The organism is Chitinophaga eiseniae, from assembly GCF_900167135.1.
Lineage (GTDB): Bacteria > Bacteroidota > Bacteroidia > Chitinophagales > Chitinophagaceae > Chitinophaga > Chitinophaga eiseniae.
In genome coordinates this window covers 791485-815618 of record NZ_FUWZ01000003.1, presented here as the reverse complement: position 1 = coordinate 815618, position 24134 = coordinate 791485, and the positions used below count along the sequence as shown (strand labels likewise).

Below are 24134 nucleotides of genomic sequence, written 5' to 3'. Positions count from 1 at the left end.
AAAAATTCCGGCATAAACACAACGCGGGCGCGGCCGGCCCACATTTATTCCGTTGCTTTTTGGTCTTGCTCGCTCATGCCCGCTGATTGCTTCATCATTCAATTTTTTCATCATTAAAAATTAGCTGTATGAAAGCAATTCAAATCAATTTATTCAGACCTGTAGAAGAAGTGCTAAAACAGCCACTGATCGTAGCTTACGGTTTGGGCGTGGACAGCACCGCGGTGCTGGTGGAGCTGGAGAGAAGAGGGATTATCCCGGATGCTATACTGTTTGCCGATACGGGAGAGGAAAAGCAGGAAACCTACGATTACCTCCCGATCATCAGTAGCTGGCTAAGCCTGGTTGGGTTTCCGCAGGTAACCGTTGTACGGAACAAGCCGAAGAATCTAAAGAAAGGATTTGCCTACAAAAGCCTGGGGCAGGAAGTCATTGCCAACAGGATACTCCCGTCTCTTGCCTATGGACGCAAGTCCTGTTCCCTCAAGTGGAAGGTTGCCCCCCAAAACAAGTGGACGAACCGCTGGCAGCCTGCCCTTGATTATTGGAAAGCTGGGGGTAAAATTAAAAAGATCATCGGATATGATGCCGGCGCCAAAGACATGAAACGCTATGCCCATTCAAAGGGCATTAAGGATGCGAAGTACGATTATTGGTACCCTTTGGTAGAATGGGGAATGGACAGGGAGATGTGTAAAGCGGCCATACAAAAGGCCGGTCTGCCGGTTCCTCCCAAATCAGCATGCAAGTTCTGTCCGGCCACAAAACCGGAGGAGCTTATGGAATTCCGCAAAAGCTATTTGCGCGGTATTGTCCTGATGGAGGCTAGGGCCGTACCGAGGTTGAGAGGTCATATGAACGAACAACAGCTTGTGGCCGATTATCAGTCCAGGCACAGTGCCTGGGAGCAAAAGCTGGAAACGGCCAGAGGTGCCAGCCGGGAAAAGCTGCTGAAGCAGGAACCGAGGCTGCAGGCTTTAGGTAGTGGCTGCCGGGGCCTGTGGCGGACCGCGACAAAAAGCAGGCCGGCAATGATGACGGACTTTATCCAAAATAACGGGTTGCTTACCGGCGCTGAAATTGAGAAACTACGGGAAGCTGCCAATATGCTTGACCGGCCCGCTGTCATTGAGCTGCAGCGATTCTCAGAAACGGTCAGCTGGCAGGAATTGATTGAGTTCTTTACCGTAGATCTGATGGATGGCGACTGTGGCTGCACTTCCAATTTTTCTTTCACCCAATTACCTTACCAAGAATAGTTTTTATGGCATTTGGATATCATCAGTTTTATGCATTGTCTGTAGCAGACCAGACGAGAAAGGAAAGAGGGCGGGAGCATTACTTCCTGGGTTCTTTCCTCGGAGACCATGCTAACGATGAGGTTTTTAAAGATAAGATCGGCCGCTTACTAGCCAGGCTCACAAAGCGATTTGGCATCAGTGATTACAGTTACCATTGGGCTCCGTATCATACAAAGCCTTACCGGCCGAGAACTGCGCTCCAAAAGTACCGCGCCGCCGTCCGCAAGGCAGAAAACAAGCATCGGCAAGCAGTCGGGGATATCTTTGTGAAATACCCATTATTTGCCGACACCCTGCTCCTGGAGCAGGAGGACAAGCTGAAAGAATGTATTGAGCTGCTAAAGCAGCGCTACAACGTCGCTGCGCAATAGGCTACCTGGACCGATCGCGGTCCTATAGGATCAGGCGCGTTATCGATACCGGCCAACATTAGATTGGCCGGTTTTCTAATGTCAATATTTAATTATTCAACCCGACTCAGGATCACCTATTCATCATGGCTTTCCAATTGGGCCAAATTGCACCTGTAGAAAACTCAGGTGAATATGAAAGCAATACATCAACAGCCAATTTCCACCGAGCGGCATCCAATTTTATCCAACCAGATCGTCACCGTAGCCGATCTGCGGGACTTCCGCGAAGAGCTGCTCGCCGAATTTAAAAAGATTCTGAAGGAAAACACCGGCCAGATATCCAAAAAGTGGCTAAAGACCAATGAGGTCCGTAAGATACTGGGCGCATCGCCTGGCACGCTGCAACGGCTGCGCAATAATGGCACCCTTCCTTTTAAAAAGATCGGAGGTATCGTTTACTATGATGCCGACGAGATCAGTAAAATGCTACATCCTATTCAAAAATATTAACGGTACCTGCTATGACAAGAAACAGTAAAATAGACGGCTGTGGCGGAAATATGCCTCCCTTGTTGGCACATGTAAAGATTTATTTCGATCAAAAAGGGCTGCCAGCTAAAGCCGCTGAGGGCTTTTATAAGTACTACAAAGACCGGAAGTGGAAAACGGATAAGGGTTGTCCTATCCTTAACTGGAAGGTCACCGCTACGAATTGGATATGGATGCACCAGCAGCATAAGCCCTTGACCATAGAAATGAAACTTAGGCTCCAGGTTCCTGCATCAAATGATATCCGGATTGCACCATTTACTACGGCAGGGAAACATTTACCCAACAGGAAAAAGGCGCCTAGCAAGTAACTATGGGCCGAATAAGGATTTGCGCTCTCTGATTCGACAGCATAGCTCATTTTCCTTGCGGCGCCGCAGGCCTGCTTTACGCGCGCAATGCGTCAGGCGCATAGAAATTTCCTGCTACCACTATTTTTAAATCCGCGCCTGCAGCTGCTTTTCAGCGACCACCTGCAGGCCTTAATCGATCATATGGTTGGCAGTACTCACAAATTATCGGATAGCGTTTCGTTCTTTTCAAAGTCAACTTTCAAATCCATGCACCGGCTTGTCGAAGAAGCCGGGGAGTTGGAAGACCTGCGTATGCTTTTCGGGCCATACGTTCCCGAAAACTGCCTGGTCCATTTTCCATCACCCAGGGATGTTGGTAAAAGCTGGTTCTGTATGCAGCTTTGCCTGGCTATCGCCTCCGCCTGGCCCGCATTCCTGGGCGAGCCGATCACGCTGCACGGTAATACACTTTACATCAGTACAGAGCTGGGCAAAGAGGTCATCCAAAGGAGATTGAAAAAGCTATTTGTACAGCCGCCGCTACCCATATCGGCCAGCTATAAGCCGATGGTCTATGCTTCCCGCACCAATTTAATCGACGATCTGCCCAAAATCGCTACCATGATCGAAAAATTAAAGCCAGTATTGATCGTTATCGACAACTTGCGGCTGGCCTTTGCCGGGGCAGATACCAACAACAATAAGGAAATCACAAAGCTCATGTTCATCTTGCTGGCCATTTGTGAAAGCTCCAAGGCCACAGTCATCATCACCGACCATTTCAGGAAGCATACTTCCGGTCAGCTGAGCGATAGTGACCTTCAGGCTGGATCAGGAATCAAGTCCGACCTTGCGGACGCAGATTTCTTTTTACGTAAAAGTGCACAGGATAAACACTACCGTATACTGAAGCGTGGGAAGTCCCGTCATTTTGAGGAGGGGGATACAGCAAAGCTGCTTCGGTTCAATCCAGAAACTTTTTGGTTCGAGCTGGTTTCCGATGCCGTGAACGAGGCAGAACATGTGGGAATCCGGTCTCTTACGGAAAAGAGCGAGCAAAAGGACATGGCCGTGGCGCTGCGCAGCCAGGGAAAGACTTTGGACCAGATCGCCGTTATCCTCGGTAAGGGAAAGGCAACGATCCATCGCTGGTTAAAACCTGATGGCGCCGACCCGGATTGAATTTCGTTCCGTTTCGTTCCATTTTGCCAGAAATGGGATAATTAAACGCAATAAACAATTGATTATCAACTTATTTGTGTGACTTGCAAAACATCTGGAACAAGAAATGGAACAAAACACTGTCGTAATTGATTGTTTATTAATGAAGTACACTTAAAAACTGAAACACGGAATGGAACAAACGGAACAAAACTTGTTTTTGTTGATATACTGAACGAATTTGGAGCGAATGGCATTTAAGACAACAAAGGTTGAAGGTACTGCTTGCGGTTTCGGCCCGGACAGATACCGCCCTGCAAACTCACGCCTAAACCTTAAAAATAGCAGTATGAAAACATTTTTCCTTTCTCTGGCACTTCTCTCCGCAATTGCATTACGGGCACAGCCGCCTATTGGTCATGATGCGTTTAAGAAGTTCGTCCCAACCGGGTATGAGGTAAGGGATACCGTGAGCGGCGACCTCAATGGGGACCATATTCCGGACGTAGTCCTAGTACTCCAATCTAAAGCAGCAGGAGCTTCATTGGACACACCGGGGTCGCGCCCCTTTATGATCCTGCTGCGCAACAATCACTATCAGCTGTCATTGGCGGTCACCAACAGGGACCTAATCCTGCCTGCCGACATTGGCGGCACGCAAGGTGATCCCTACGTAAGTACCACCATCGACAATTGTTCCTTTACCATTCAACAATATTATGGCAGTAGGGAAAGAACTCGCACCGAAACGACCTTCTGTTATGTTCCGTCTAAACAAGACTGGCTGCTGAACAAAGTGGTCATCACAACAGAAAACGCGCTCGATGCAGATGCAACAAAAACCGTTATTAAAAAAGGTAAACAGCTGAAGCCCGTTAGTATAAGGGATTATACGGGGGAATAGCCACCTCCATTTTTTGTTGATGCTTTTCCTCGGAAGTTTTTTATCATTAGCTGCTTATAAGCGCAGGCGTTGCAAGATTCAACAGCGAACCAAGCTCAGAGACTTTTATGGAAGTTATAGGTGGTTGACACTTTCGTGCAGTATAGAACGCCTTTATACAATTGAAGCGGAATAGCGTGGTAAATAAGAGACAAAAAGCGCTATGTTGGAAGATGAAACCAATACCGAACATCAATGCCCGATATTGGTTAGCATATTGTCTAAACATCTATGAAAAATGCTTTTTTTGAGTTAGATGGTCGAATGTTCAACTAATGAACACTACCCACTATGTTTAGTAGAAATGCAAGCCTCTTCGTATCCCAATTGATCAGCTCTTAAACCATCCTCCAGTAAGGGTAGCACCGAATTTCGATAGTCGACAGCAGGAGGTATATCTACTGCAATCAATTGCGGTTTGTCAGTAACAACTATATCGCAGCCTAGATCTCCAATTTTAGTAACGGTAAAATCGCGCATGTTCATGTCATGAAATACAATACGAATTGTACTGTGTCCAGATTCCTGGATAAGCTCATCTACAAAGAGTTCTCCATCTATATTTTTTACACTTATTACATCACCAAACGAATACTCCTTTACATAAATCGGAGTGTTCGATAGTTCATAGTGCTGTCCCATCGGTCTGGCCCACATCCGCTCTTTCCATTCCTTTTTTTCGCCTTCGTGATAAAAGGGAAATTGAATTTTTACGTAGTTTTCCATTGATTGCATTAACATCGGGGAAAATCTGTCTCAGGGATTTCTACCTGGTTTATTCGTGGCGTTACTGTCGTGTTATCGGTAGTAGGTAACGGCGTATAAAGCTGATATTTCAAAACCACCGTTCGACGACGGTATTGAAATATCAGCTTTTTGTTATTCATGAGTCCAGGCTGTTCGCAGTTATCATTAAAGTACTTTTAATCTTTAACGCATTTTAAAAATACAAGCTGCACATCGATCCCTCAGTCATTGCTTAATGGATTTAAATAGAATGAAACGATGAAATTAATCAGAAGAAGAAGAACTATCAAAATAACAATTAGTGTGCCTCTTCTGTTTTTAGCTTTAGGCCATTTATCGAACTTTTCAACATAATTACGCCAATTATCATTTCGAATAAAAAAAAACCATTTAATGATCCAAATAGCTGCAATTAGTGAGATTGTTAAGCTGCTAGAAATTGTCCCTCTCTTTTTTGAGAAAAGTATATCATAGTAGTTTATTAGTGAAAAAGCCATCCAGCTTTCCACTATAATTAAAAATAAAACGGCTTTAAATTTTGTATTCCCCTTGGTGAGAGGAGATAATTGGAGAAATCTATAGAATTTATAAAAAATATAGTAATACGAATCTTTTACTAACATTAATGTTGATATTTAAATTTATTAATGAAATCCGGCACCTAAACCTAAATCGATATTTTCATATCCTGTTGGAGTGGAAGGTGCAGGGGAAAATATTAAATCATCCCATCCTCCTGGATGAAATGCATCGACGCTGAAATAGAAAACTGATATTGGCGCTAAGTATGGGGAGGCTGCACCTCCGACACCGAAACCCGTATTTACCCAAAACTTCGTCCAACTTATTTGCCCTAAATATACTGCTTTGGCATCCAAAATCACCCCCGTGACAACTGTACCTGTACTAAATGATTCCCCTATTCTTGCATATTTTACAATTTTGCTCATTGATGCGAGCCAAGCTGCGTCTGCTATGCTTGTGTTCCATTTAGAAAACATGTCATATGGATAATAGCTTGCGGGGTCTCTTATTACTCCGCTTAGTGCTGTGGTAGTGGGAAATAAGCTTTTTAGTAATGAAAGCATGCTATTAATGTTAGATTTACGGACTAGCGTAATATCATCATGTCGTTTTAGACTAGTTATATCACCGGGATTACTTTGGGTATACCAATGATAAGCAATACTTGTTCCATCATTTTTGTCAATAAAGTACCCATTTTTCTTTAGCTCTTCCTCAGTTGTGCCCGATTCAACATAGCCTGATGGATCATAGGGAATTCCAAGGAAGTCCGCGACAAAACTTCTGGCATCATCACCATAGTAAGTAGTGACACCTACGCTTCCACCTTCTCCCCAGCCGGTGGAAGCTATGAACTCTGCTATGTGATTAGTCTTCAACCATTGGTCAATCTCAGCTTGCCAAGCCCCCCAGACTTGTCTGTTAAGTTTACTACCCCATGCATACTCTCTGTGTTGTCCCACCTGCAATCCATTCGGATCAATCAAACTCGCAGGGTTATTGTTCATCGCGGCATAAGGCGAGAAGGCATCTGTCTCCGGCGCTAACGGGTCCACACTTAAGAACCTTCCGATCTGCGGGTCATACTGGCGGTTGTTAAAATCCATCCAGTTAAGGCCCAGGTCTTTTATATAGCCATTGGCCTGGTACTTGTCCCGGTTCTCGATCATACCGTTGGCGGTGCTGCCCATACCGGCTATGGGCAAGCCATGCGGGTAATAATGCGCCTCTTCCTTCAATTTACCCCTGCTGAAGCGGATCACCAACTGGTCGAAGTACACATTGCCGTACATATCTGCCGACAGGTTCCTGGAAGCATTGCTCAAATATACGGCCATATAGCCATTCTGCGGTATTTCTAACGGTACCGTAGTACCGATCTGCGTCCAGGTGCCGGAGCCATTGGCCTGGAAGGCGCCGCTCATGGTCGATACCAGCTGCATGTTCTCGTCGAACAGCACATAATTGAGGTAAGCCCTGGGCTGGTTGGGGCTGGTAAAGTCGGCGTTTACCATATTGTCGAATACAGAATAATTGGTGGTATTAAAGGCATCGGTCACTTTATGGATATCGTGCGCTTCGCCGGGCATACCGCCGCCACCGGCCATCAGCGTAGTAACGATGGTGTTCAGCATATCGCCGGCGCTGACCGGCGCATCGTTCTTGCTATCGTAAAGCTCATAGTAATTGTTCACATTCATTTCTACCTTGTCGCCGGCCATTACTTTGAGCAGCATCGAAGTGCCGATCCTGCGGCTGGGATCTGAGCCATTGAGGCGCGTGGAGTACTGGTCGCCGGGGTTGCCACCGGGCTTGGGGTCATGGTTGAGGTGGTCGAAGAAGAGGCCTTCCAGGTTGGCGCTGGCCACTTCGTGGGTGGCCAGGTATTCGGCCACCGGCGGCACATACACTTCTACCACGCTGCGTACATTGCCCAGGTTGTCTTTTACAAAGTACTCCTCTTTAAAGCGGTTGTTCAGGGTATCGTACACCGTACGGCCCTCACCGGTCTGCAGGTAACGCAATGCATCGTTTTCGTACACATAGTTGCCTACGTAGTCGGTGCGTTTGTCGGGCTTGCCCGGCTGGGTGATCAGCTCCTGCACCTTATTGCCGCCCGCATCATAGCTGTACAGCATTTTCTTGCCATCGCCGAAGGTGACCACCTCCGGCTTGTTGAAATAGGTATAAGTAACCGAGGCGATGTTCTTGTTGGCATCGGAGGTCAGGTTACCATTGGGGTCGTAGCCATAATCGGTAGCACTGCCGTTGGTATTGTTGAAGTCGCCCAGGTTATAGAAGGTAGCGCCGTCCTGTACTTTTTCCAGGCGGTTGCTTAATCCTGCGTTCTCGTAAGTATAGCTCAGCTGGTCCATCAATACTTTTCCAGTCGGCGTTACGCCGTACTGATCCATGCCTTCGATATTGCCGTCGCGGTCGTAACCCAGCTTCAGTACCGAATAGTCTGTGAGGGCATTGCTCCAGTTGCCCAACTCGAAGCGGCGGTAGTCGGCCCGGATCAGGCGGCCGCTGTAGTCGTAATCGTAGCCGTAAGCATTGGCTGCGGAGGTGCCGGCACCGCGCCAGATCATGCCTGCAAGCTTACCGTCGAAACGGCGCTGGCTAAATCCGTAATCATAACAGAGGCTCTGGCCGAAGCTGCGGCTTTCGCCCTGGCGGTCGCCGGTAAGGGCGTAGTACTCGTTGATGCCCTTAAGCTGGCCGCGTATGTTGTAGGCGTAATCCTGCACCTCGCCCCAGTCGCCCTGTACCTTGCGGCTGAGCCTTGCCAGGTCATTGTAGCTGTAGCTGGCCTGCAGGTTCCAGGCGCCGGGATCGGTGCGGTGCCAGGTCCTGAGCAGGTTGCCGGTTATAGCGTCGTATTCGTTAAAGCCCCATTCGGTATGCGGTTGGGCCTGGTCCAGCAGGTTGTACATCTTGTGCTTGCTCTTCAATGAGCGATCGGCAAAGTCGTACTGCATACCGCTGTAGTGCACGTGGAGGGCGCTGCCCTGGTATTTGTCGATACTGGCCGTATAGATCACGCGGCCTTTCTTATCGTAATAGTTCACGGTCTCGCGCCAGTCGCCGGTCTTGGAGGCATCCGCTCCCGGGGCAGGCAATATCCTTACCTTAGTGCCGGTCAGTTTCCCCTGGCTGTGTACCGATCGTAGCGGTGTTTCATTGCCGGGTGTGTTCATCAGCTCGCCATTAAAGACCAGGGCGCCCAGGGTATTGTTCCAGGTGTTATCTGCGGGATCAGCATTGTTGTAATTGTCGTAATACTGATAGCTTAGGATCGTGCAGGCTTCCATGTAAGAGGGATAGGTGTGCAGCAAATCATAACTATTGATGTAATAGAACAGGTAAGTAGATGGGTAGCTTACATTGTTGTCAATTATGTACTGGTATTGCCCCCTTGTTTCAGTACCCGAAGGTTCTACGAGGCCCGAGCAAAGCGGGCGGTCCAGCGCATCGTAAAGGGTAAAAGTCCAATCGTCTTTTGCGCGCAAATTACCATCCTGGTACATTACTACGCGGTTCCTTTTATCGTAGACAAAATGCTCCCAGTCCTTGCCTGGGAACTTTTGCTCTATCTTTCTTCCTTTGGTGTCGTAGTTATAGCGGAAACAGAGACTATTGAGCACGGCAGTACTGGGGCCGGTCCCTGCCGCAGCGCTGGCTTTGGGCGGCATTACGCACACCAGGTTGCCCTTAACGTCGTAAATGTATTCGGTAGTACCGGTAATAGTAACTACGCCACCGCCGCCTGCCGGCTGGTCTTTCTGCTTTACGGTGCGGCTGATCACCCGGCCATCCATATCGGTATAGGTCAGGGTCTCGGTGCCGCTGGTGTCGAACACATACTCGCCAAAGAGCCGGCCTGCCGCGTAAGTGCCTTTGTAGATGGGCTTATTGCTGGTACCATCAGGCTCCCATATCTTCACAGCGCCTGCAGGGTTGGTTACTTTCCTCACCGTCACGCCCCGGTTCTGGCCTACCTGGCTGCGGCCGGGCGCCAGGCTCTTGGTAGCCCGCTGCGCGCTGTTGGACATGTTCCTGGTAATGCTCATGGCGGTATACCCTTCGCCGGGATAGGCCTCGTTGGCATAGTAGTAAGCCTGCCGGGCAAACTCGTTATCGTCGTAGGCAATAGTACCGGCCGGGAATGGCAGGTAGGATGCCTCTTCGGCCTGGAAGCGGGTGTCGAAAGGCTGCACCAGGTGCCGCTTGCTGCCGGTAAGGGCATAATGCTGCACGGCCTGTATGGTGCGGTTGAAGCCGTCCTTGTATGCCGTGGCGGTTTGTACTTGTTCCGGGTTGGAGGCGCTGTTCACATCGCCGGCATTGGTAATGGGTATTCGGGGCACATACGTGCGGATATAAGAAGGAGTGGTCCCGCTGCCTACGTTGAAAACAGGTGGCACGGGTATCGTATTGATGGCGCCGCCGGGGTCGGTCTCCGTGGTCTTCGGCGTGTTGCTTTGCGCCTGCGCGGCTACCGTACCCAGCAACACCAGCAGGAGTGAAAAGAAATATCTGGAGAACATAAGCTCTTTTTTTGAGGATAATGAGGTTATAGGTAAAGCCTTACTGGCCGATATAAAATTCTGTTTTGGAGAGGATGGCGCCTTCCTGGTTGCGGATGATGGTCCTGCGGCCCAGCTTGTCGTATTCGTAATAGGTCATCCTGCCCGAATGGTCAATATCGGCCCGCTTGCCAAACATTTGCTCGTAGGAGTAGCATTGTATGGCCGCATTAGCCGGGTACAGCCTCAGCTCGTCGATATATTTGAGGGAAGGCCCGCTGATGCTGAGCACATCGCTGCCGGTGGCGGGGGTAAAGCCGGCTTCGTAATAGGTCCAGTTGCCCTGCGCAGGCGCTGCTACCAGGCTTACCGGCGTACTGCCAATGGTACAGGTGGGCGTGCCATTGCTCCAGAACCCGATACGGTAAGGCTTATTGGGTGTAAAACCGCTGCGGGTAACCGCTCCCGAGCCAAAGGAGTAGGCATTGCGGCCTGCAGGTGCGTCGGCCACCCAGGTAATGCCACCGCTATTGTAGCTGAAGCTGCCCTTATGGCTCACATCAAAGCCGGTATAGCCCATATCGGCCAGGCGGCAGGAAGCCTCGGCGAGCTTTTGGCCGGTAAGGGTATCCCAGATCATCGATTTGTACTGTCCGCTCAAAGGCAAGAGGGTTTCCAGCGGGTTGCCTTTGCTGTCGGAAGCCTGCACTTCGCTTACTTTCTGGAAATAAGTAACGGCATTGCCCAGGAAAGCGGTATGGAAGCGCTGGTACAGGGGTGGCACCGGAACGTTGCCTGCGCCGGTATAGGTATTGTAATCCGGTAAGGTAGCCGATTCGAAGGCGTACAGCGCCTTGGGCAAGAGGATGCCGTTCTGGTAGCTGAAGGTGGAGATGCTGGCATCCAGCAATTGATCTTCAGCTCTTGTGGTCCCCATTATCCAGCGCTCCATGCCCAGCTTCTTTTCCAGCCCTGCCTGGTTCATCTGGTAGATGGTCTGTGAGGCGCTCTGCGTAGCGACGCTGTAATTGTAGACGGTTACGGTACGCATCTTTTGCCCCTTACTGTTGGTGGTGATGATCTCGGAAAGATTGTTGCGGGCGTCGTAAGCAAATAAAGTAGTATCGGCAACGTATTGTGCGTCGCTGAAATATTTGCGCGTCACCGTACGCAGGGGCAAAGCCCAGCCCCGGTAAGGGCGATAATAATCTAAGCTGTCGCGGGTGCTCATTTGGGTAGGTGCGCCGGGAAGCGGGGTATCGTAAAGCGACATTTTACCCGCCTTGCGGTTCTCCACCTTACCCACGGCACTCATGGAGTCGACCCTGAAATCGTAGGTGTTGAGGGTCTGCTTCACGATCCGGTTGTTGTTGTCGTACTCGGTAACGCTAAGCGGCAGTCCCATTTCCCAGTCGCGGAGATAACTTTTGTCCGTAAAAGGATATTGATAAAAATGTTTGCCGCCACCCACAATGGTATACCGGGTTTGGATGCCGGAGTAGGCATCGTACAGGTTGGTAAAAACATAGGCCTTTTTTGAGAGCAGGGTACCATTGCCCATACGGCTCTCCACGGTCACGTTGGAATAGCCGTGATTGGAGCCGCCTACCAGGTGGTGAGGAGTGACATAGTTGCCGGTATAGTTCATGCTGAACATGGTCAGCACGCCACCTACGGTCTTCCAGGCCAGGGGCGAGTAAAAATAGCCGCCGTCCAGGAAGCGCTGTCCTCCCGAATAGATAAAGCGGGTTACTCTGCTGTTCTCTATATGATATTGTTCCTTTTCTACTACGGAATCCAGCCGTATGCCGTCATTTTCTCCATCACCCATAAAATTATCATCTGTAGGCAAGCCCGGCAGAACCGTACTCAATACATGCCCTCCGTAATAAAAGGAAGTCGTTCCACCATAAGCATTGGTGATCTTGCGCAGTATACCGGCCTCGATACCGGCAGGATTGTAAGTACGGTATATACCATAATAGCCGGGGTTGGGGTTGCCGGGCCACCACCTCTGGTGATAGGGAATAGTGTTGGGGTCGCTGCCGCTATATACAGCGCCATTATAATAGCCAAAGTAATCCTGGCTCACACTCAGGCGCCTTGGAAATCGCAACGGGCTGTACTCAAAACGGAAGTAGGATTCTGTCACGGTGCCGTCGCAGGAGGCAATGGACACACTGTCGAGGCGCAGCCTGGCCTTGCCGTCGTATGTTACGAGGCCCTGGGCATATGGTATTGCCACCGGCTGCCCGGTACTATCGTACCAGAACGACTGGTGCAGCTTGTATTCGATACAATTGTAGGTGGTATGGGTCTTCAGCGATCGTAAGGCCCCGTATGGGAAATCGGGCCGTTTCTGGCTGTCGTAATTAAAGAGCAGCTCCACTGCGTTGGGGTATTGGATAGCCGTAGGTATAGCGAAACGGGGGTTGTAAGTGCGTTCGTCGCTCATACTTAGGGAGCCAATGCTACCGCCACCTTCTTTAAGGGAGTAGCTGCGATAGCCGACCACACTGCCGCCGGGCCGGATAATATGATCATAGTTATAAGTGATCTTAGCGCCACCGGGAAGGGTTACTTCCTTGATCACCCATTTGGTGGTAAGCCAGTACGAGACCAGCTCCATACCCTGTCCATGTTCATCTTCGATGGTACGCATCTCGAAGTCGCCGCGGATAAAGCGGTACTGCGTGCCGCCTTCGTCGGTAATGCGGAATTCGAGCTTTTGCTGCTCATCGATGCCAATCACCTGGAAGTCGTTAACGGAAGTGATCACCGCGCCGTTGAGCAACAGTTCTACCTTTACACTCCGGGCAGGGTTAGTGAAGATGTAATTGTTCTTACCGAGGTTGAAGGTAAAGGAGCCGCTGCCCAGGTTCACTACGTAATCGTCGGCTTCGCCGTCGCGGTAGATATTGGGATCGGCCGTGCTGCCTGACTCGGAGTACACGGCATACCGGCCTTTCATCCAGTAGAAATTATTCAGTTTATATTGTTCACCGCCAGGATTGTAATCATAAACAGGAGCGTAAAGAAAGGTATCAGCGCCGAAATTGACTTCATCAGGCAGATCTTTGACCACGCGAGTAATGTTGGGCAAAGAAAATTCCCATCCCTGGCCTGCGGAAGACGCTATGGCGTCGACCTTGATACCCCGGGTATTAAAACTGAAGCCTACGCCAAAGCTCCCGTCTTCTGCGCTGTATTGATAAATGGGAATGTTGACCGTGGCGCTGCCGTCGTAGAGGTTTGGGGTATAAAGGCCGCCACCTCCGCCGCCGTCAGAGCCGCCGGGAAGCATCTTGCTGTCAGCGCCGGCGCCCCCCAGCTTGTCCTGGGCGTGGCTATTTAGGGCACAGCAATGCAGGGTCATCAACAAAATGATCAATGATCTGAGATTTCTCATAGGGTTAGAATAGGTTAAAAATGGACTCTAAAATAGGAGTGTTGTGCGCCAATAGGCGGCGTACAAAACCCAGCAACATGTTAGTGCAATAACATGCTTCACTCTTGATTTACAGAAGGTTGGTCGGATTGGTTAGTTACTGGACACTTAAAAAGACTATCAGTACTACCGATAATCTTTTATTTACTTTGGACAAGACAATTCTGCAAATGCAAAAATTGTGTCGGCAAAATTGAAAAGTTGTCATGAAATTTCCTACAGGTAAAAACCATGATTAAAACCAGGTAAAAACCTGCATATGTGCATGGTGGAAAAATTCTATTTTTGGGTACATACACTGATAGACCTGGCACACAAGTAAACGAGTTATCCGAACAGTAAAAAAGTTGCCATCCGGTTATGGCGCTACAAAGTCAACATCGGCTAATCTGCGTATTGCATCCGGCTATACATCAAAACCAGATGCTTAATTTGGGTATTATTATTTCGTTGTTAAACGATTATCTTACGTTGTTCAAATATTTATTTTTTATTCGAACAATAAGCAAGGTATCTCTTGTTGTCATTGGACTTAACTGAAAAATGGACAAACCTACTATAAGCTATGCAGCAGCAATACGCCTACCAGGATCTGTTCCTTAGGGACCGCAAGCGGGAACTTTGGAAACCCATCGCCGGTTTCGAGGATTTTTACGAAGTGTCTTCTCATGGTCGCATCAAGTCCCTGAGCAGGAAATGGATGCTGCCCCATGGTGGTATCCGGAACAAACCGATACAAATCCTGAGCCCAAGGGTGGTAAGAAGATATAATAAGCAAGCAGCGGATCACTCCTATAGTGTTATTGCACCGCTTTACCTGGAAGGCATAGCTTATTGCCATTCCGTGGCCCGGTTGGTGTATAACGCTTTCGTAGCCCCTTTGGACTTGAAGGACAGAAGCACACTCATCTGCTTTAAAGATGGCGATGGCCGCAATCTGAACTATAGGAACTTGGAGGCTTCCAATATTAGTAAGATATTAAAACGATCTTATGAGAAAGGAAGGGCTTTTAGCGAAACACGCAAGCCGATAAGCCAGTTCGATACCCGTGGCAACTTGATCGCAACCTATGCGAGCCTGTCGGAAGCAGGGGCAAAGAACGGCTTTGATGTTTCTTCCATCTCTTCCGCTGTTCATAACGGTAATATGTGCAAAGGCTTTCTCTGGCAGCAGGGCAGGGCCGGGAAGTTTCGTAAAGGTGTTTTACGTAAGCATATCGACTTAGGTCTTAGCACAAATTTTGCTTCGGGCGCTACGACTGAACCTAAACATGCGCCGCCTGCCGCTGACCTTTCACCAGCAACCAGGAAAGGGGAACGTTGGAAGGACTTCCCAGGGTATGAAGGATTGTACCAGATATCAAATATGGGCAGGGTGAAAGCACTGGGCAAGGTCTCGGAAGGTAACCTAAAGAAATGGTACCCTGAACGAATCAAAATGCTCACTTCCAAAAAAAGGAAAAGTAAATCTGAAGACCGAACGTCAGCCTTGATTACTACCCTATGTAAAGGAGGCAAGAAAAAAAACTATCTGGTTGCCCGCTACGTATATTGCCTCTTCGTAGAAGCATTCGACTTGTCCGATCCTAACCTCCGGGTCAGGTATAAGGATGGGGACGCCCACAACCTTGAGTACCGGAATCTCTATTTAAAAGAAATCGCCATCCGCCATAATAAACAAGATTAAGTCCTGTTATCATGGCATCCCGCTTTCATTTTCTACACCATCGGTTCCCCGTTGTCGTTTAAATACGGGAAAGAGGTATTCTGCTTTGGATATCAACATTCTCATTTTTTCTTCTTCAACTCATTAATATCGATCTGCATCTGCCGCATGATGCTGGCGATGCTTTGAAGGTCTGTATCTGCTTCCGGAATATCCCTGCTGTGAAAGCTATAAAACTCCCAGAGCTCATGCACTTCCGACACCGGTACTGTATAGGGCAGGAACTGGCTGTTGAGGGATTCCAGTAGTAATCCTTCTGGCTGCAAGGTGACTTGCTTGAACACAATGTTCTGCTCTGCTCTCAGTATGACGATGCATAGCGTTTTAGGTTTGATCTGCGCCCAGTTCTGGACATAGGAACATACCACATCACTGCCGGAAGGTATAGGCAGCATGGAGTCCCCTGTAATCGGGAACATACATTGTTACACATACCTGGCATAAATGTCTTCAGGCTTGAACCGGACAAAGTTGTTTTTATCCAGTTTTAGCTTGCTCGACAATCGGGTATCATTATTGGTACTTACATGGATGTAAAACTCTGTTATACCCCTCTTGCATCTGTAAAGACATCCATAGGTCTGTGGCTTAATTGCGAATATTCTTTAAGGGTAATACACAATAGTTTCGCAGTCTCTGTATCCGGTAACCTTATCCGGTAATTTGGCACATTTACTTCTTTTTCTATAACACAGTTTTTTGGTATCTCTAAATTAAAATCTGAAAGTGCCCTTGTGAATAACAATTGTTATAATTTTTTTTTCAAGAAATGGTTAAATCAGTCCATTCGCGCATAGACCGTTGTAGACTACCTTTCCGGTGTCGGAAGAACCTGCATTACCATCGAATTGGCGAGGTATTCTGCATCTGATTTGGGCTTTCCCCTTGATCTTCTTATCTTTGCAATGAATAGTTCCCGAAATATCGCTTGAGGCTTGCGAACGCAAAAGTTCAACCTAAGCAGCCGATGATGTTTCATTAACCACGGGTCTGTACCCATTATTTATTGCAGCACTAATCGCTGACAGTTTACATTACTGAATTCTAAGGCTTGATATTGATCTTATGCCTATTCTTAACTGCTCCTTGCAGGAGCCTAAATTTTTATTATGTCTTCTATTAGAACCTACTCCCACTTCGCTCCACCCACAAAGGAACAGATGGATGAAGTAGCCTCTTTTCTGTTTACACATCTGGGCGAATTTGGAGATCCTCTGGCCGATATTCAAAACGCGTTAAACTATGCACTGTGCTTAAACGGCAGGACCCCAGGAGGCCTAATTATCACTTCAAGTAATGATTCAGTCTTGAATGGAGTTGCGGTTACTAACAGAACGGGCATGCATGGTTATATCCCAGATAATATCCTTGTTTACATCGCAACACATAGAGAATACAGAGGCCAGGGCATTGGGAGGCAACTAATGATCAAAGCCATTCAGCTTTCAGAGGGCGATATGGCACTTCATGTTGAGCCAAGCAACCCTGCGCTACGACTATATGAGAGCCTTGGCTTTATTAACAAATATCTTGAAATGCGTTTAAAAAAATAAACTATACATGGCCTTTATTACCTTAAATCAACATAAGCTTCGCGAGAATTTTAACCATCTTAACGATCTTTTCTCCAGTTATAATATCGAGTGGTCCATTGTTGCCAAAGTATTTTGCGGCAATAAAAAATACCTCAATGAATTGATACAATTAGGCATCAGGCAAATTTGCGATAGTCGTATCGATAACCTGGAGACGATCAAATCAATAAAACCCGACATCGAAACAGTGTTCATCAAGCCTCCTGCGAAAAGGAATGTCGCCCGCATTGTTAAGTTTGCCGATATCAGCTTCAATACGGAATACGAAACGATCAAAATGCTTTCTGTAGAGGCAGTGAAGCAGGATAAGATCCATAAAATTGTTATCATGCTGGAGCTAGGGGAACTGAGGGAGGGCGTTATGCGAGAACAGTTCGTTGATTTTTATGCAAAAGTCTTTAGGCTACCGAACATAAAAGTGGTGGGCATTGGCACGAACCTAACCTGCATGTATGGCGTTTTGCCTAACCACGACAAACTGATCCAGCTTTGCTTGTATAAGCAGCTTATCGAGGCAAAATTCAATAAGGTTATCCCTTATATATCCGGCGGGGCATCGGTTACCGTTCCACTAATTTATAAAGACCTGTTACCGGCAGGGATCAATCATTTCCGTATCGGAGAGACACTTTTTCTCGGTACGGATGTTTATCACAGCCGGTCCTTTGAGCACATGCATAATGATGTTTTTAAGTTGTATGCGGAAATTATTGAACTCAATGAGAAGCCTGCCATTCCTTCGGGGGAGCTGGGCCAAAACCTGGCAGGGCAAACTATGTCTTTCCAGGATACGTTACAAGGGACCTTGTCTTGCAGGGCGATTGTGGATATAGGCCTGCTTGATGTGGAAGATGGGCATATTAGGCCTGTTAACAGGGATATGCAGATTGTCGGCGCCAGCTCCGATATGATCGTCGTTGACCTTGGCCCAAATATTACGGGACTCAAGGTCGGTAGTCTCATAGAATTTGAGATGGACTACATGGGATTACTCCGTATTATGAACTCAGCATACGTTGATAAACGCATAGACGAAGGAACTTTTTTCTATCCTGGAGAGGCATTTGAGGCTTCCACACTACTTTCCGTCAATTAATTTGTGGACAAGATGAATTTATTGCTATGAACAATTATTTGCATCAATCTTACCTGGGAAACACAATTTCTGCCTGGCTAGTTGCGGCTAGTATCATAGTGGCCGCTTTGATCGTCATTAGGGTGTTCGCACACTTCGTCCTCAAAAGGATAAGTGGGTGGGTGCTTCGCACTAAAACTACCTGGGATAATTTCCTAGTAGAAGTTGTCCGCAGTGCCGTTGTGCCTGCACTGTATATAAGCAGTGTTTACATTGCTTCAACAACCTTAGTATTGCCGGGAGGCATCGTCAAAGTGTTGCATACGGCCTATTTAATGGTACTTACCTACTATGGGCTCCGAACCTTCAGCAGTGCTTTCCGAAAGTTTATTCATTCCTATATCCAAAGCAGAGAGGGCCACGAGGGAAAGGGGCAGCATGCCAGCGGACTGATCATTGTTGCCAATATTGTGATATGGACCTTGGGCATCCTTTTTTTAATCGACAACCTGGGTTATAATGTAACGACCCTGGTTGCTGGATTGGGTATTGGAGGAATTGCGATCGCATTGGCCGCACAAGCTATATTGGGCGATCTCTTCAGCTATTTTGTCATCTTTTTTGACCGGCCGTTTGAAATTGGGGACTTCGTTGTTGTGGATGACAAATCAGGTACGATAGAACACATCGGGATCAAGACGACAAGGATAAGGACTTTAGGTGGAGAGCAGCTCGTTTGCTCCAATACTGACCTTGCCAATGCCCGACTTCATAACTACAAACGTTTGGAACGGAGACGGGTATTGTTTACCCTTGGGGTTATCTATCAAACCCGTCACGACCAGCTAAAGCGGATACCAGAGCTTGTCCGGCAGGTGATCGAACAGAAGACCCAGGTGCAATTTGACAGGGGACATTTTTCAAACTACGGAGATTGCAGCCTGAATTTTGAATTCGTGTACTACATATTGGATTCTAGTTATAATGTCTATATGGATAAGCAACAGGAAATCTATCTTGACATTTTCAAGGCGTTCACAACGGCAGGTATTGAATTTGCTTATCCCACGCAGACTGTCTTTATAGACCCCTCATCCCTTGCCGCAGTTGCGGGCACAAAATAAGGGGCTCCTGAAATTTCTGACTCACGTATTTAAAACTATACCTATTGAATGACTATAATCGACATTATCATATTTGCCGTATACTTCTTTTTGATGCTGGGTATCGGATTTTATTTTTCAAACAAACACCAGGATGAAAGAGATTACTTTACCGGTGGTGGAAACATGAGCAGTGGCCACGTTGGTTTGTCTGTTGTGGCAACTGATGTGGGAGGAGGATTCTCCATAGGATTAGGCGGGATAGGTTTTACAATGGGACTCTCCGGCTCCTGGTTATTGTTTACCGGTCTAATAGGGGCCTGGGTAAGCGCAGCTCTTTTAATTCCCAGGGTATTTAAATGGCAGAAAGCAAATGGCCGGCATTTTCTTACGCTTCCCCAGGTTTTCGGGTTTCTCTACAATAAAAAAGTGGCTGTTGTAGCTGCGGTCATCTGCATTATAGGATATACCGGCTTTACCAGCTCGCAATTACTCGCCGGGGCGAAGTTGACGGCTGCCACTTTCCCGGAAATGGGTGCCGGGACGATGCTTTGGATCATGGGTGCTATTGCAGTAATCTACACGATGCTGGGTGGCATGAAGGCGGTAATTTATACAGACACAGTCCAATGGATCGTCCTGCTGCTTGGATTAATGGGAGTGGCCATCCCTCTGGCGTGGCACAAACTCGGCGGCTATGATGGTATTGCCCCTTATCTGACCGAAGAAATGTTGTCCCTTTCCAATATTAGCTGGCAGGACATTCTAAACTGGAGCGTTACCATCATCCCCATATGGTTTGTAGGTATGACCTTGTATCAGAGGATCTTCGCCTGTAAAAATGAAAAGGCGGCCCGAAGGGCCTGGTATTTTGCAGGAGTGCTGGAATGGCCCTTTATGGCCTTTACCGGTGTAATTTTAGGAATGCTTGCCAACGTAGCGGTACAAAAAGGAGTGATCCCTACTACAGGGCCGTTGATGGATAATGAAATGGGCCTTCCTTTACTGATCAAGAACATTTTGCCGGTTGGATTTACAGGTGTCGTTATCGCGGCCTATTTTTCGGCGGTACTTTCCACTGCTGACAGCTGTCTCATGGCTGCCTCGGGAAGCGTAGTGGGTGACCTGATACCCGGGCACAGGAAAAGCAGCAATAAGATGGTAGTCAGGTTGTCTCAGGTTGTTACGCTTTTTGTTGGAGTTGTTGCCATTTTGGTTGCATCAACCATGGAGAATGTGCTTTCCCTGATGCTGTATGCTTACGCATTTATGGTTTCTGGCTTGTTCGTGCCGGTATTAGCGGCTGTATTCCTTAAAAAATTGTATTCTGCCGCTGCCATTGCGTCTATGACCATTGGCGGGGGGACTACTATTGCCCTTATCCTATTTAAGGTGGTGCTCCCTTTTGGGTTGGATGCAAATATATTTGGGTTATCCGGCGCCCTTTTGGCTTACATTGCAGTGCATCAATACTCACAGGGAAAAAATAGATCAGAAATACGATCCCGGAACACAAGGAGGAAAAAGGTAGCCGAAGACATAATTTAGAGCTGTGGAAGGTTAGATAATTAGCCTGACACCACCAAGATCGGAAACCCTATGGGAAAACCGGTCACTGGGTGAACTGATGAACATAAAATTTATGGGGATATTCCATTCTTCGCTCAGGCGTTTAATGGTCTCGGGGCCGAATGTCGCGTTGTGGACTTGTACGTATTCGATCTTGATGTCAGGGTATGCCCTGTCCAATACTTCGAGATCGATCAGAAATGATTGGGAAACACTTCCTTGATCTTTTAATACCGTAACGATCTTGAGCTTCTTGGTGATCTCATTCTCTTCAACGTACATCATCACCTTATTGAGAATAGATATGTCATCCCCCTTGGTGAAATAGACGAATTCCTGCTCGGTGAGCCTTTTCAGGTTGCGGCTGATATGCAGCTTGCTGACCGCAGCAAAACCCTTTAGATGACTGGATGCACTATTGATCACGACAAGCATATATTTCATAATCTCGTTTCTGCTTAACAAAAGAAAGACGATAGCGACTGTGGGCAGGAAATACTGAAGAAAGACGATCAAGTAGGCCGCATGAGTTACAATGTTGCCATAGAGGGCGGCGGCGACTGCGAAAACGGCAATGACCACCGAAATAACAGTGGCATTTTCCGGCCGGGGCAGCCTGCTCCTTTTAATTTTTAAAAGAATATTACCAAAACCGAAATAGATCATGACCAGCAGAAAACTAATGGTATAAACACCGGCTAATGGTCCCAGCTGGCCACGGGTGATGAACAATACGGAGAGACAAAGCAGGTAGAAAAGAATAAGAATACGTGGCGAGCTGCCGCGCCTGTTTTCTTTTAACAAGAACTGTGGCAAGATGCGGTCTAGCGTCATTCTTTTTATGAGGCCATTTACACCCACGTAGGAGGTTAAAAGAGCGCCGCTCAAGACAAGGACAGCGTCGATTGAGATAAAGGTAGCCAACCACTTTCCTCCGGTATTTTTCCCAAGATGGGAGAGCAAGGCCTCCTGGTTTTGGGCAACTTCACCCAGTGGCAGCACCATCACGGCTGTAAGCGCCATCAGGGGATTAATAACCGTCACTGCTACCCACATATTACGGAGGGTCTTTTTAAAGACGCCCTGCCTTTGTTCCTCGACAAAATTGGCGGAGCTCTCAAATCCTGAAATGCCGAGCATTGCCGTACAGAAACCCAGGAAGAGTGCTGAAAAGAAGCCACCATTCAAAGGAGCTTTGAAATTCATAACGGCGGTATCAAGACCCTGTTTCATTACATACCATGCACCGCTGAAAATGAGCAGCAACATTGCTACAAGATGTAGCGTAAATATAACCACGGCAACTATCGAAGATTCACTGATGCCTGACATGACCAGGAGCAGAAAAATTGTCAGAAGAACGACTGTGGCAATTATAACGGGAATTGAAGCAAATATCCCATGCAGGTAATGCATTGCTTCACTTGCAGATATTACAGCTGTGGTCATATAGGAAAGTATCGTCAGGCAGGCAGCTATTGAAGCGTTGCTTTTGCTTGTGGTATTGAGCAATACATTATAGGCCCCGCCGTTTAGCGGGAGCGCACCCACAACCTCGCCGTATATTTTCCGAAAAAGGAAAAGAACAGCTGCAACGACAAGCAGGGCAAGCCACGCGTACTGTCCTGCATAAATGATGGTAAGCGCAGAGACATATAGGCAAGAAGAAGTTATATCGTTTCCGCAAATGGCGGTGGCAGAAAATTCGTTGAGCTTTTTTGATTGCGACATTGGAAGTAGTTCAGATTTTAAGACGACAACAATAATAAGGCCTGAAGTCCTAACATTCATGAACGTACATTATATAGGATACTGGCCGTACCAGCGCCAAGCTGTCATTTCACAAGTTCACGACAAAGCAAGCGGCAATTTAAAAGTAAACAATATCTTTGTTTTATCATGTCGAAATCTCCAATTGATCAGATACTAAAACCTGTAAGTAAATTTATTCACCAGGAATTCACCGGAGGAATTATTTTGTTCATTAGCGTAATAATAGCAATATTCTGGGCAAATTCTCCGTGGAGCGAATCTTATCATCGACTTTGGGATACAGGCTTTGCCGTAGGCTTTGATGGTCAGGGATTCGCCAGGCCTTTGCATGTCTGGATCAACGATGGGCTGATGGCTCTTTTTTTCTTTGTTATCGGCCTGGAGCTCAAGCGGGAGTTCATCGCAGGGGAACTTTCCACCATTAAGAAGGCTTCCTTGCCTATGGTCGCTGCCTTAGGCGGGATGTTGGTGCCGGCTTTAATATATACCGCATTCAACCATGATCTTAATTCCTCCCACGGGTGGGGAATCCCTATGGCAACTGATATTGCTTTTGCTCTTGGGCTCTTATCCCTTGCCGGCAAAAACATACCAACCTCGATAAAGGTTTTTCTCTCAGCGCTTGCTGTTGCGGATGACCTTGGCGCCGTATTGGTCATCGCGCTATTCTATACCAATGAAGTAGCCTTTCTTCCCCTGGCATTGGGGGGAGTGCTACTAGCCGTGCTTTGGATCGGGAATACTATGGGCATCAGGGGCACGATTTTCTATCTTATCTTGGGCATCATTGTCTGGTATTGCTTCCTGCTCTCTGGTGTACATGCGACAATTGCAGGTGTTTTGGTAGCCTTTATGATTCCAGCAAGAACTAAGATTGACGAGCAGGAGTATGTCCAGAGCGTTAGGGGATATGCCGAACAGTTCGAGAAGGCTATACCCCAAAGGGGATCTCTGACCACCCATGAGCAGCACCGTATGATCGAAAAGATCAAACAGCTCAGCCTCGACGCGGAAACTCCGTTGCAGAAAATTGAGAATACGCTTCACCCTTGGGTGGCGTTCGTCATTATGCCGCTATTCGCGTTAGCGAATGCGGGCATTCATATAGAAGCCGATTTTCTGCATTCATTATCGAACCCGGTAAGCGTCGGTGTGGCTTTGGGCCTGATATTGGGCAAGTTTATCGGAGTGCTGCTCTTTGCCTGGATAATGGTGAAGCTCAAGTGGGCTAACATGCCCCATTTGGCAACCTGGAAGCATATTGTAGGCGTGGCACTCCTCGCAGGCGTTGGATTTACAATGTCCCTATTTATTACAGGGCTTGCGTTTGACGATGGGGCCATGGTTGATAATGCCAAATATGGTATCTTACTGGCATCTTTGATTTCAGGCACAGCGGGCTTAATTGTTCTTAAAAGAGTAACATACGTAAGGAACTAGTTTA

The 24134-nt window shown here is 47.6% G+C and carries 17 protein-coding genes; 12 read left to right on the top strand and 5 right to left on the bottom strand.

Annotation, left to right across the window (positions count from 1 at the left end; genetic code table 11):
• The first annotated feature begins 128 nt into the window (after window positions 1-128).
• The 6 genes from B5D63_RS22285 to B5D63_RS22260 all read left to right on the top strand — a co-directional run bounded on the left by B5D63_RS22285 (window position 129) and on the right by B5D63_RS22260 (window position 4561).
• Window positions 129-1259, top strand: coding sequence for an adenine nucleotide alpha hydrolase family protein (locus tag B5D63_RS22285; RefSeq protein ID WP_078671041.1), 1131 nt, complete (start codon window positions 129-131; stop codon window positions 1257-1259).
• A 5-nt stretch (window positions 1260-1264) separates the two neighbouring features.
• The gene (locus B5D63_RS22280) at window positions 1265-1672 is read left to right on the top strand and encodes a hypothetical protein (RefSeq protein WP_078671040.1); all 408 of its coding nucleotides are present in this window, start codon (window positions 1265-1267) and stop codon (window positions 1670-1672) included.
• A 174-nt stretch (window positions 1673-1846) separates the two neighbouring features.
• Window positions 1847-2164 carry a helix-turn-helix domain-containing protein gene (locus B5D63_RS22275; protein ID WP_078671039.1) on the top strand — a complete coding sequence of 106 codons (318 nt, stop codon included), beginning with the start codon at window positions 1847-1849 and terminating at the stop codon, window positions 2162-2164.
• Between the two features lie 11 nt (window positions 2165-2175).
• The gene (locus tag B5D63_RS22270) at window positions 2176-2514 is read left to right on the top strand and encodes a hypothetical protein (RefSeq protein ID WP_078671038.1); all 339 of its coding nucleotides are present in this window, start codon (window positions 2176-2178) and stop codon (window positions 2512-2514) included.
• Between the two features lie 87 nt (window positions 2515-2601).
• Window positions 2602-3678: an AAA family ATPase gene (locus B5D63_RS22265; protein WP_078671037.1), complete on the top strand. Its 1077-nt coding sequence runs from the start codon at window positions 2602-2604 to the stop codon at window positions 3676-3678.
• Between the two features lie 328 nt (window positions 3679-4006).
• On the top strand, window positions 4007-4561 hold the full coding sequence (locus tag B5D63_RS22260; protein WP_078671036.1) for a hypothetical protein: 555 nt from the start codon (window positions 4007-4009) through the stop codon (window positions 4559-4561).
• Window positions 4562-4882: 321 nt separating this feature from the next.
• Here the strand turns inward: B5D63_RS22260 and B5D63_RS22255 are convergent, their stop codons facing one another.
• The 3 genes from B5D63_RS22255 to B5D63_RS22240 form a co-directional block, all read right to left on the bottom strand.
• The gene (locus B5D63_RS22255) at window positions 4883-5326 is read right to left on the bottom strand and encodes a DUF4265 domain-containing protein (protein ID WP_159456116.1); all 444 of its coding nucleotides are present in this window, start codon (window positions 5324-5326) and stop codon (window positions 4883-4885) included.
• A gap of 665 nt (window positions 5327-5991) precedes the next feature.
• A complete protein-coding gene (locus tag B5D63_RS22245; RefSeq protein WP_078671033.1) occupies window positions 5992-10422 on the bottom strand; it encodes an RHS repeat protein in 4431 nt (1476 codons plus the stop codon).
• Window positions 10423-10462: 40 nt separating this feature from the next.
• Window positions 10463-13810, bottom strand: coding sequence for a hypothetical protein (locus tag B5D63_RS22240; protein WP_143313035.1), 3348 nt, complete (start codon window positions 13808-13810; stop codon window positions 10463-10465).
• A gap of 604 nt (window positions 13811-14414) precedes the next feature.
• Here B5D63_RS22240 and B5D63_RS22235 point away from each other — a divergent pair.
• On the top strand, window positions 14415-15536 hold the full coding sequence (locus tag B5D63_RS22235; protein ID WP_078671031.1) for an NUMOD4 domain-containing protein: 1122 nt from the start codon (window positions 14415-14417) through the stop codon (window positions 15534-15536).
• Between the two features lie 101 nt (window positions 15537-15637).
• Here B5D63_RS22235 and B5D63_RS22230 read toward each other — a convergent pair whose 3' ends face one another.
• Window positions 15638-15994: a S24 family peptidase gene (locus B5D63_RS22230; RefSeq protein ID WP_078671030.1), complete on the bottom strand. Its 357-nt coding sequence runs from the start codon at window positions 15992-15994 to the stop codon at window positions 15638-15640.
• Window positions 15995-16684: 690 nt separating this feature from the next.
• On the opposite strand from B5D63_RS22230, the gene B5D63_RS22225 reads away from it, so the two are divergent.
• Genes B5D63_RS22225 through B5D63_RS22210 form a run of 4 tightly spaced genes read left to right on the top strand, consistent with a single transcriptional unit; the run spans window position 16685 to window position 20896 of the window.
• Entirely contained in the window at window positions 16685-17128 is a 444-nt protein-coding gene (locus B5D63_RS22225; protein ID WP_078671029.1) for a GNAT family N-acetyltransferase, read from the top strand.
• A 7-nt stretch (window positions 17129-17135) separates the two neighbouring features.
• Window positions 17136-18266 carry an alanine racemase gene (locus B5D63_RS22220; protein WP_078671028.1) on the top strand — a complete coding sequence of 377 codons (1131 nt, stop codon included), beginning with the start codon at window positions 17136-17138 and terminating at the stop codon, window positions 18264-18266.
• Between the two features lie 26 nt (window positions 18267-18292).
• Window positions 18293-19369 carry a mechanosensitive ion channel family protein gene (locus B5D63_RS22215; RefSeq protein ID WP_078671027.1) on the top strand — a complete coding sequence of 359 codons (1077 nt, stop codon included), beginning with the start codon at window positions 18293-18295 and terminating at the stop codon, window positions 19367-19369.
• A 48-nt stretch (window positions 19370-19417) separates the two neighbouring features.
• The gene (locus tag B5D63_RS22210) at window positions 19418-20896 is read left to right on the top strand and encodes a sodium:solute symporter family protein (RefSeq protein WP_078671026.1); all 1479 of its coding nucleotides are present in this window, start codon (window positions 19418-19420) and stop codon (window positions 20894-20896) included.
• Window positions 20897-20908: 12 nt separating this feature from the next.
• Here B5D63_RS22210 and B5D63_RS22205 read toward each other — a convergent pair whose 3' ends face one another.
• Complete coding sequence (locus B5D63_RS22205) at window positions 20909-22708, bottom strand: APC family permease (protein WP_200817071.1); 1800 nt, start codon at window positions 22706-22708, stop codon at window positions 20909-20911.
• 108 nt (window positions 22709-22816) lie between these two features.
• Between B5D63_RS22205 and nhaA the strand changes: the two genes are divergently transcribed.
• On the top strand, window positions 22817-24130 hold the full coding sequence (nhaA, locus tag B5D63_RS22200) for a Na+/H+ antiporter NhaA (protein WP_078671024.1): 1314 nt from the start codon (window positions 22817-22819) through the stop codon (window positions 24128-24130).
• Window positions 24131-24134: the final 4 nt, after the last annotated feature.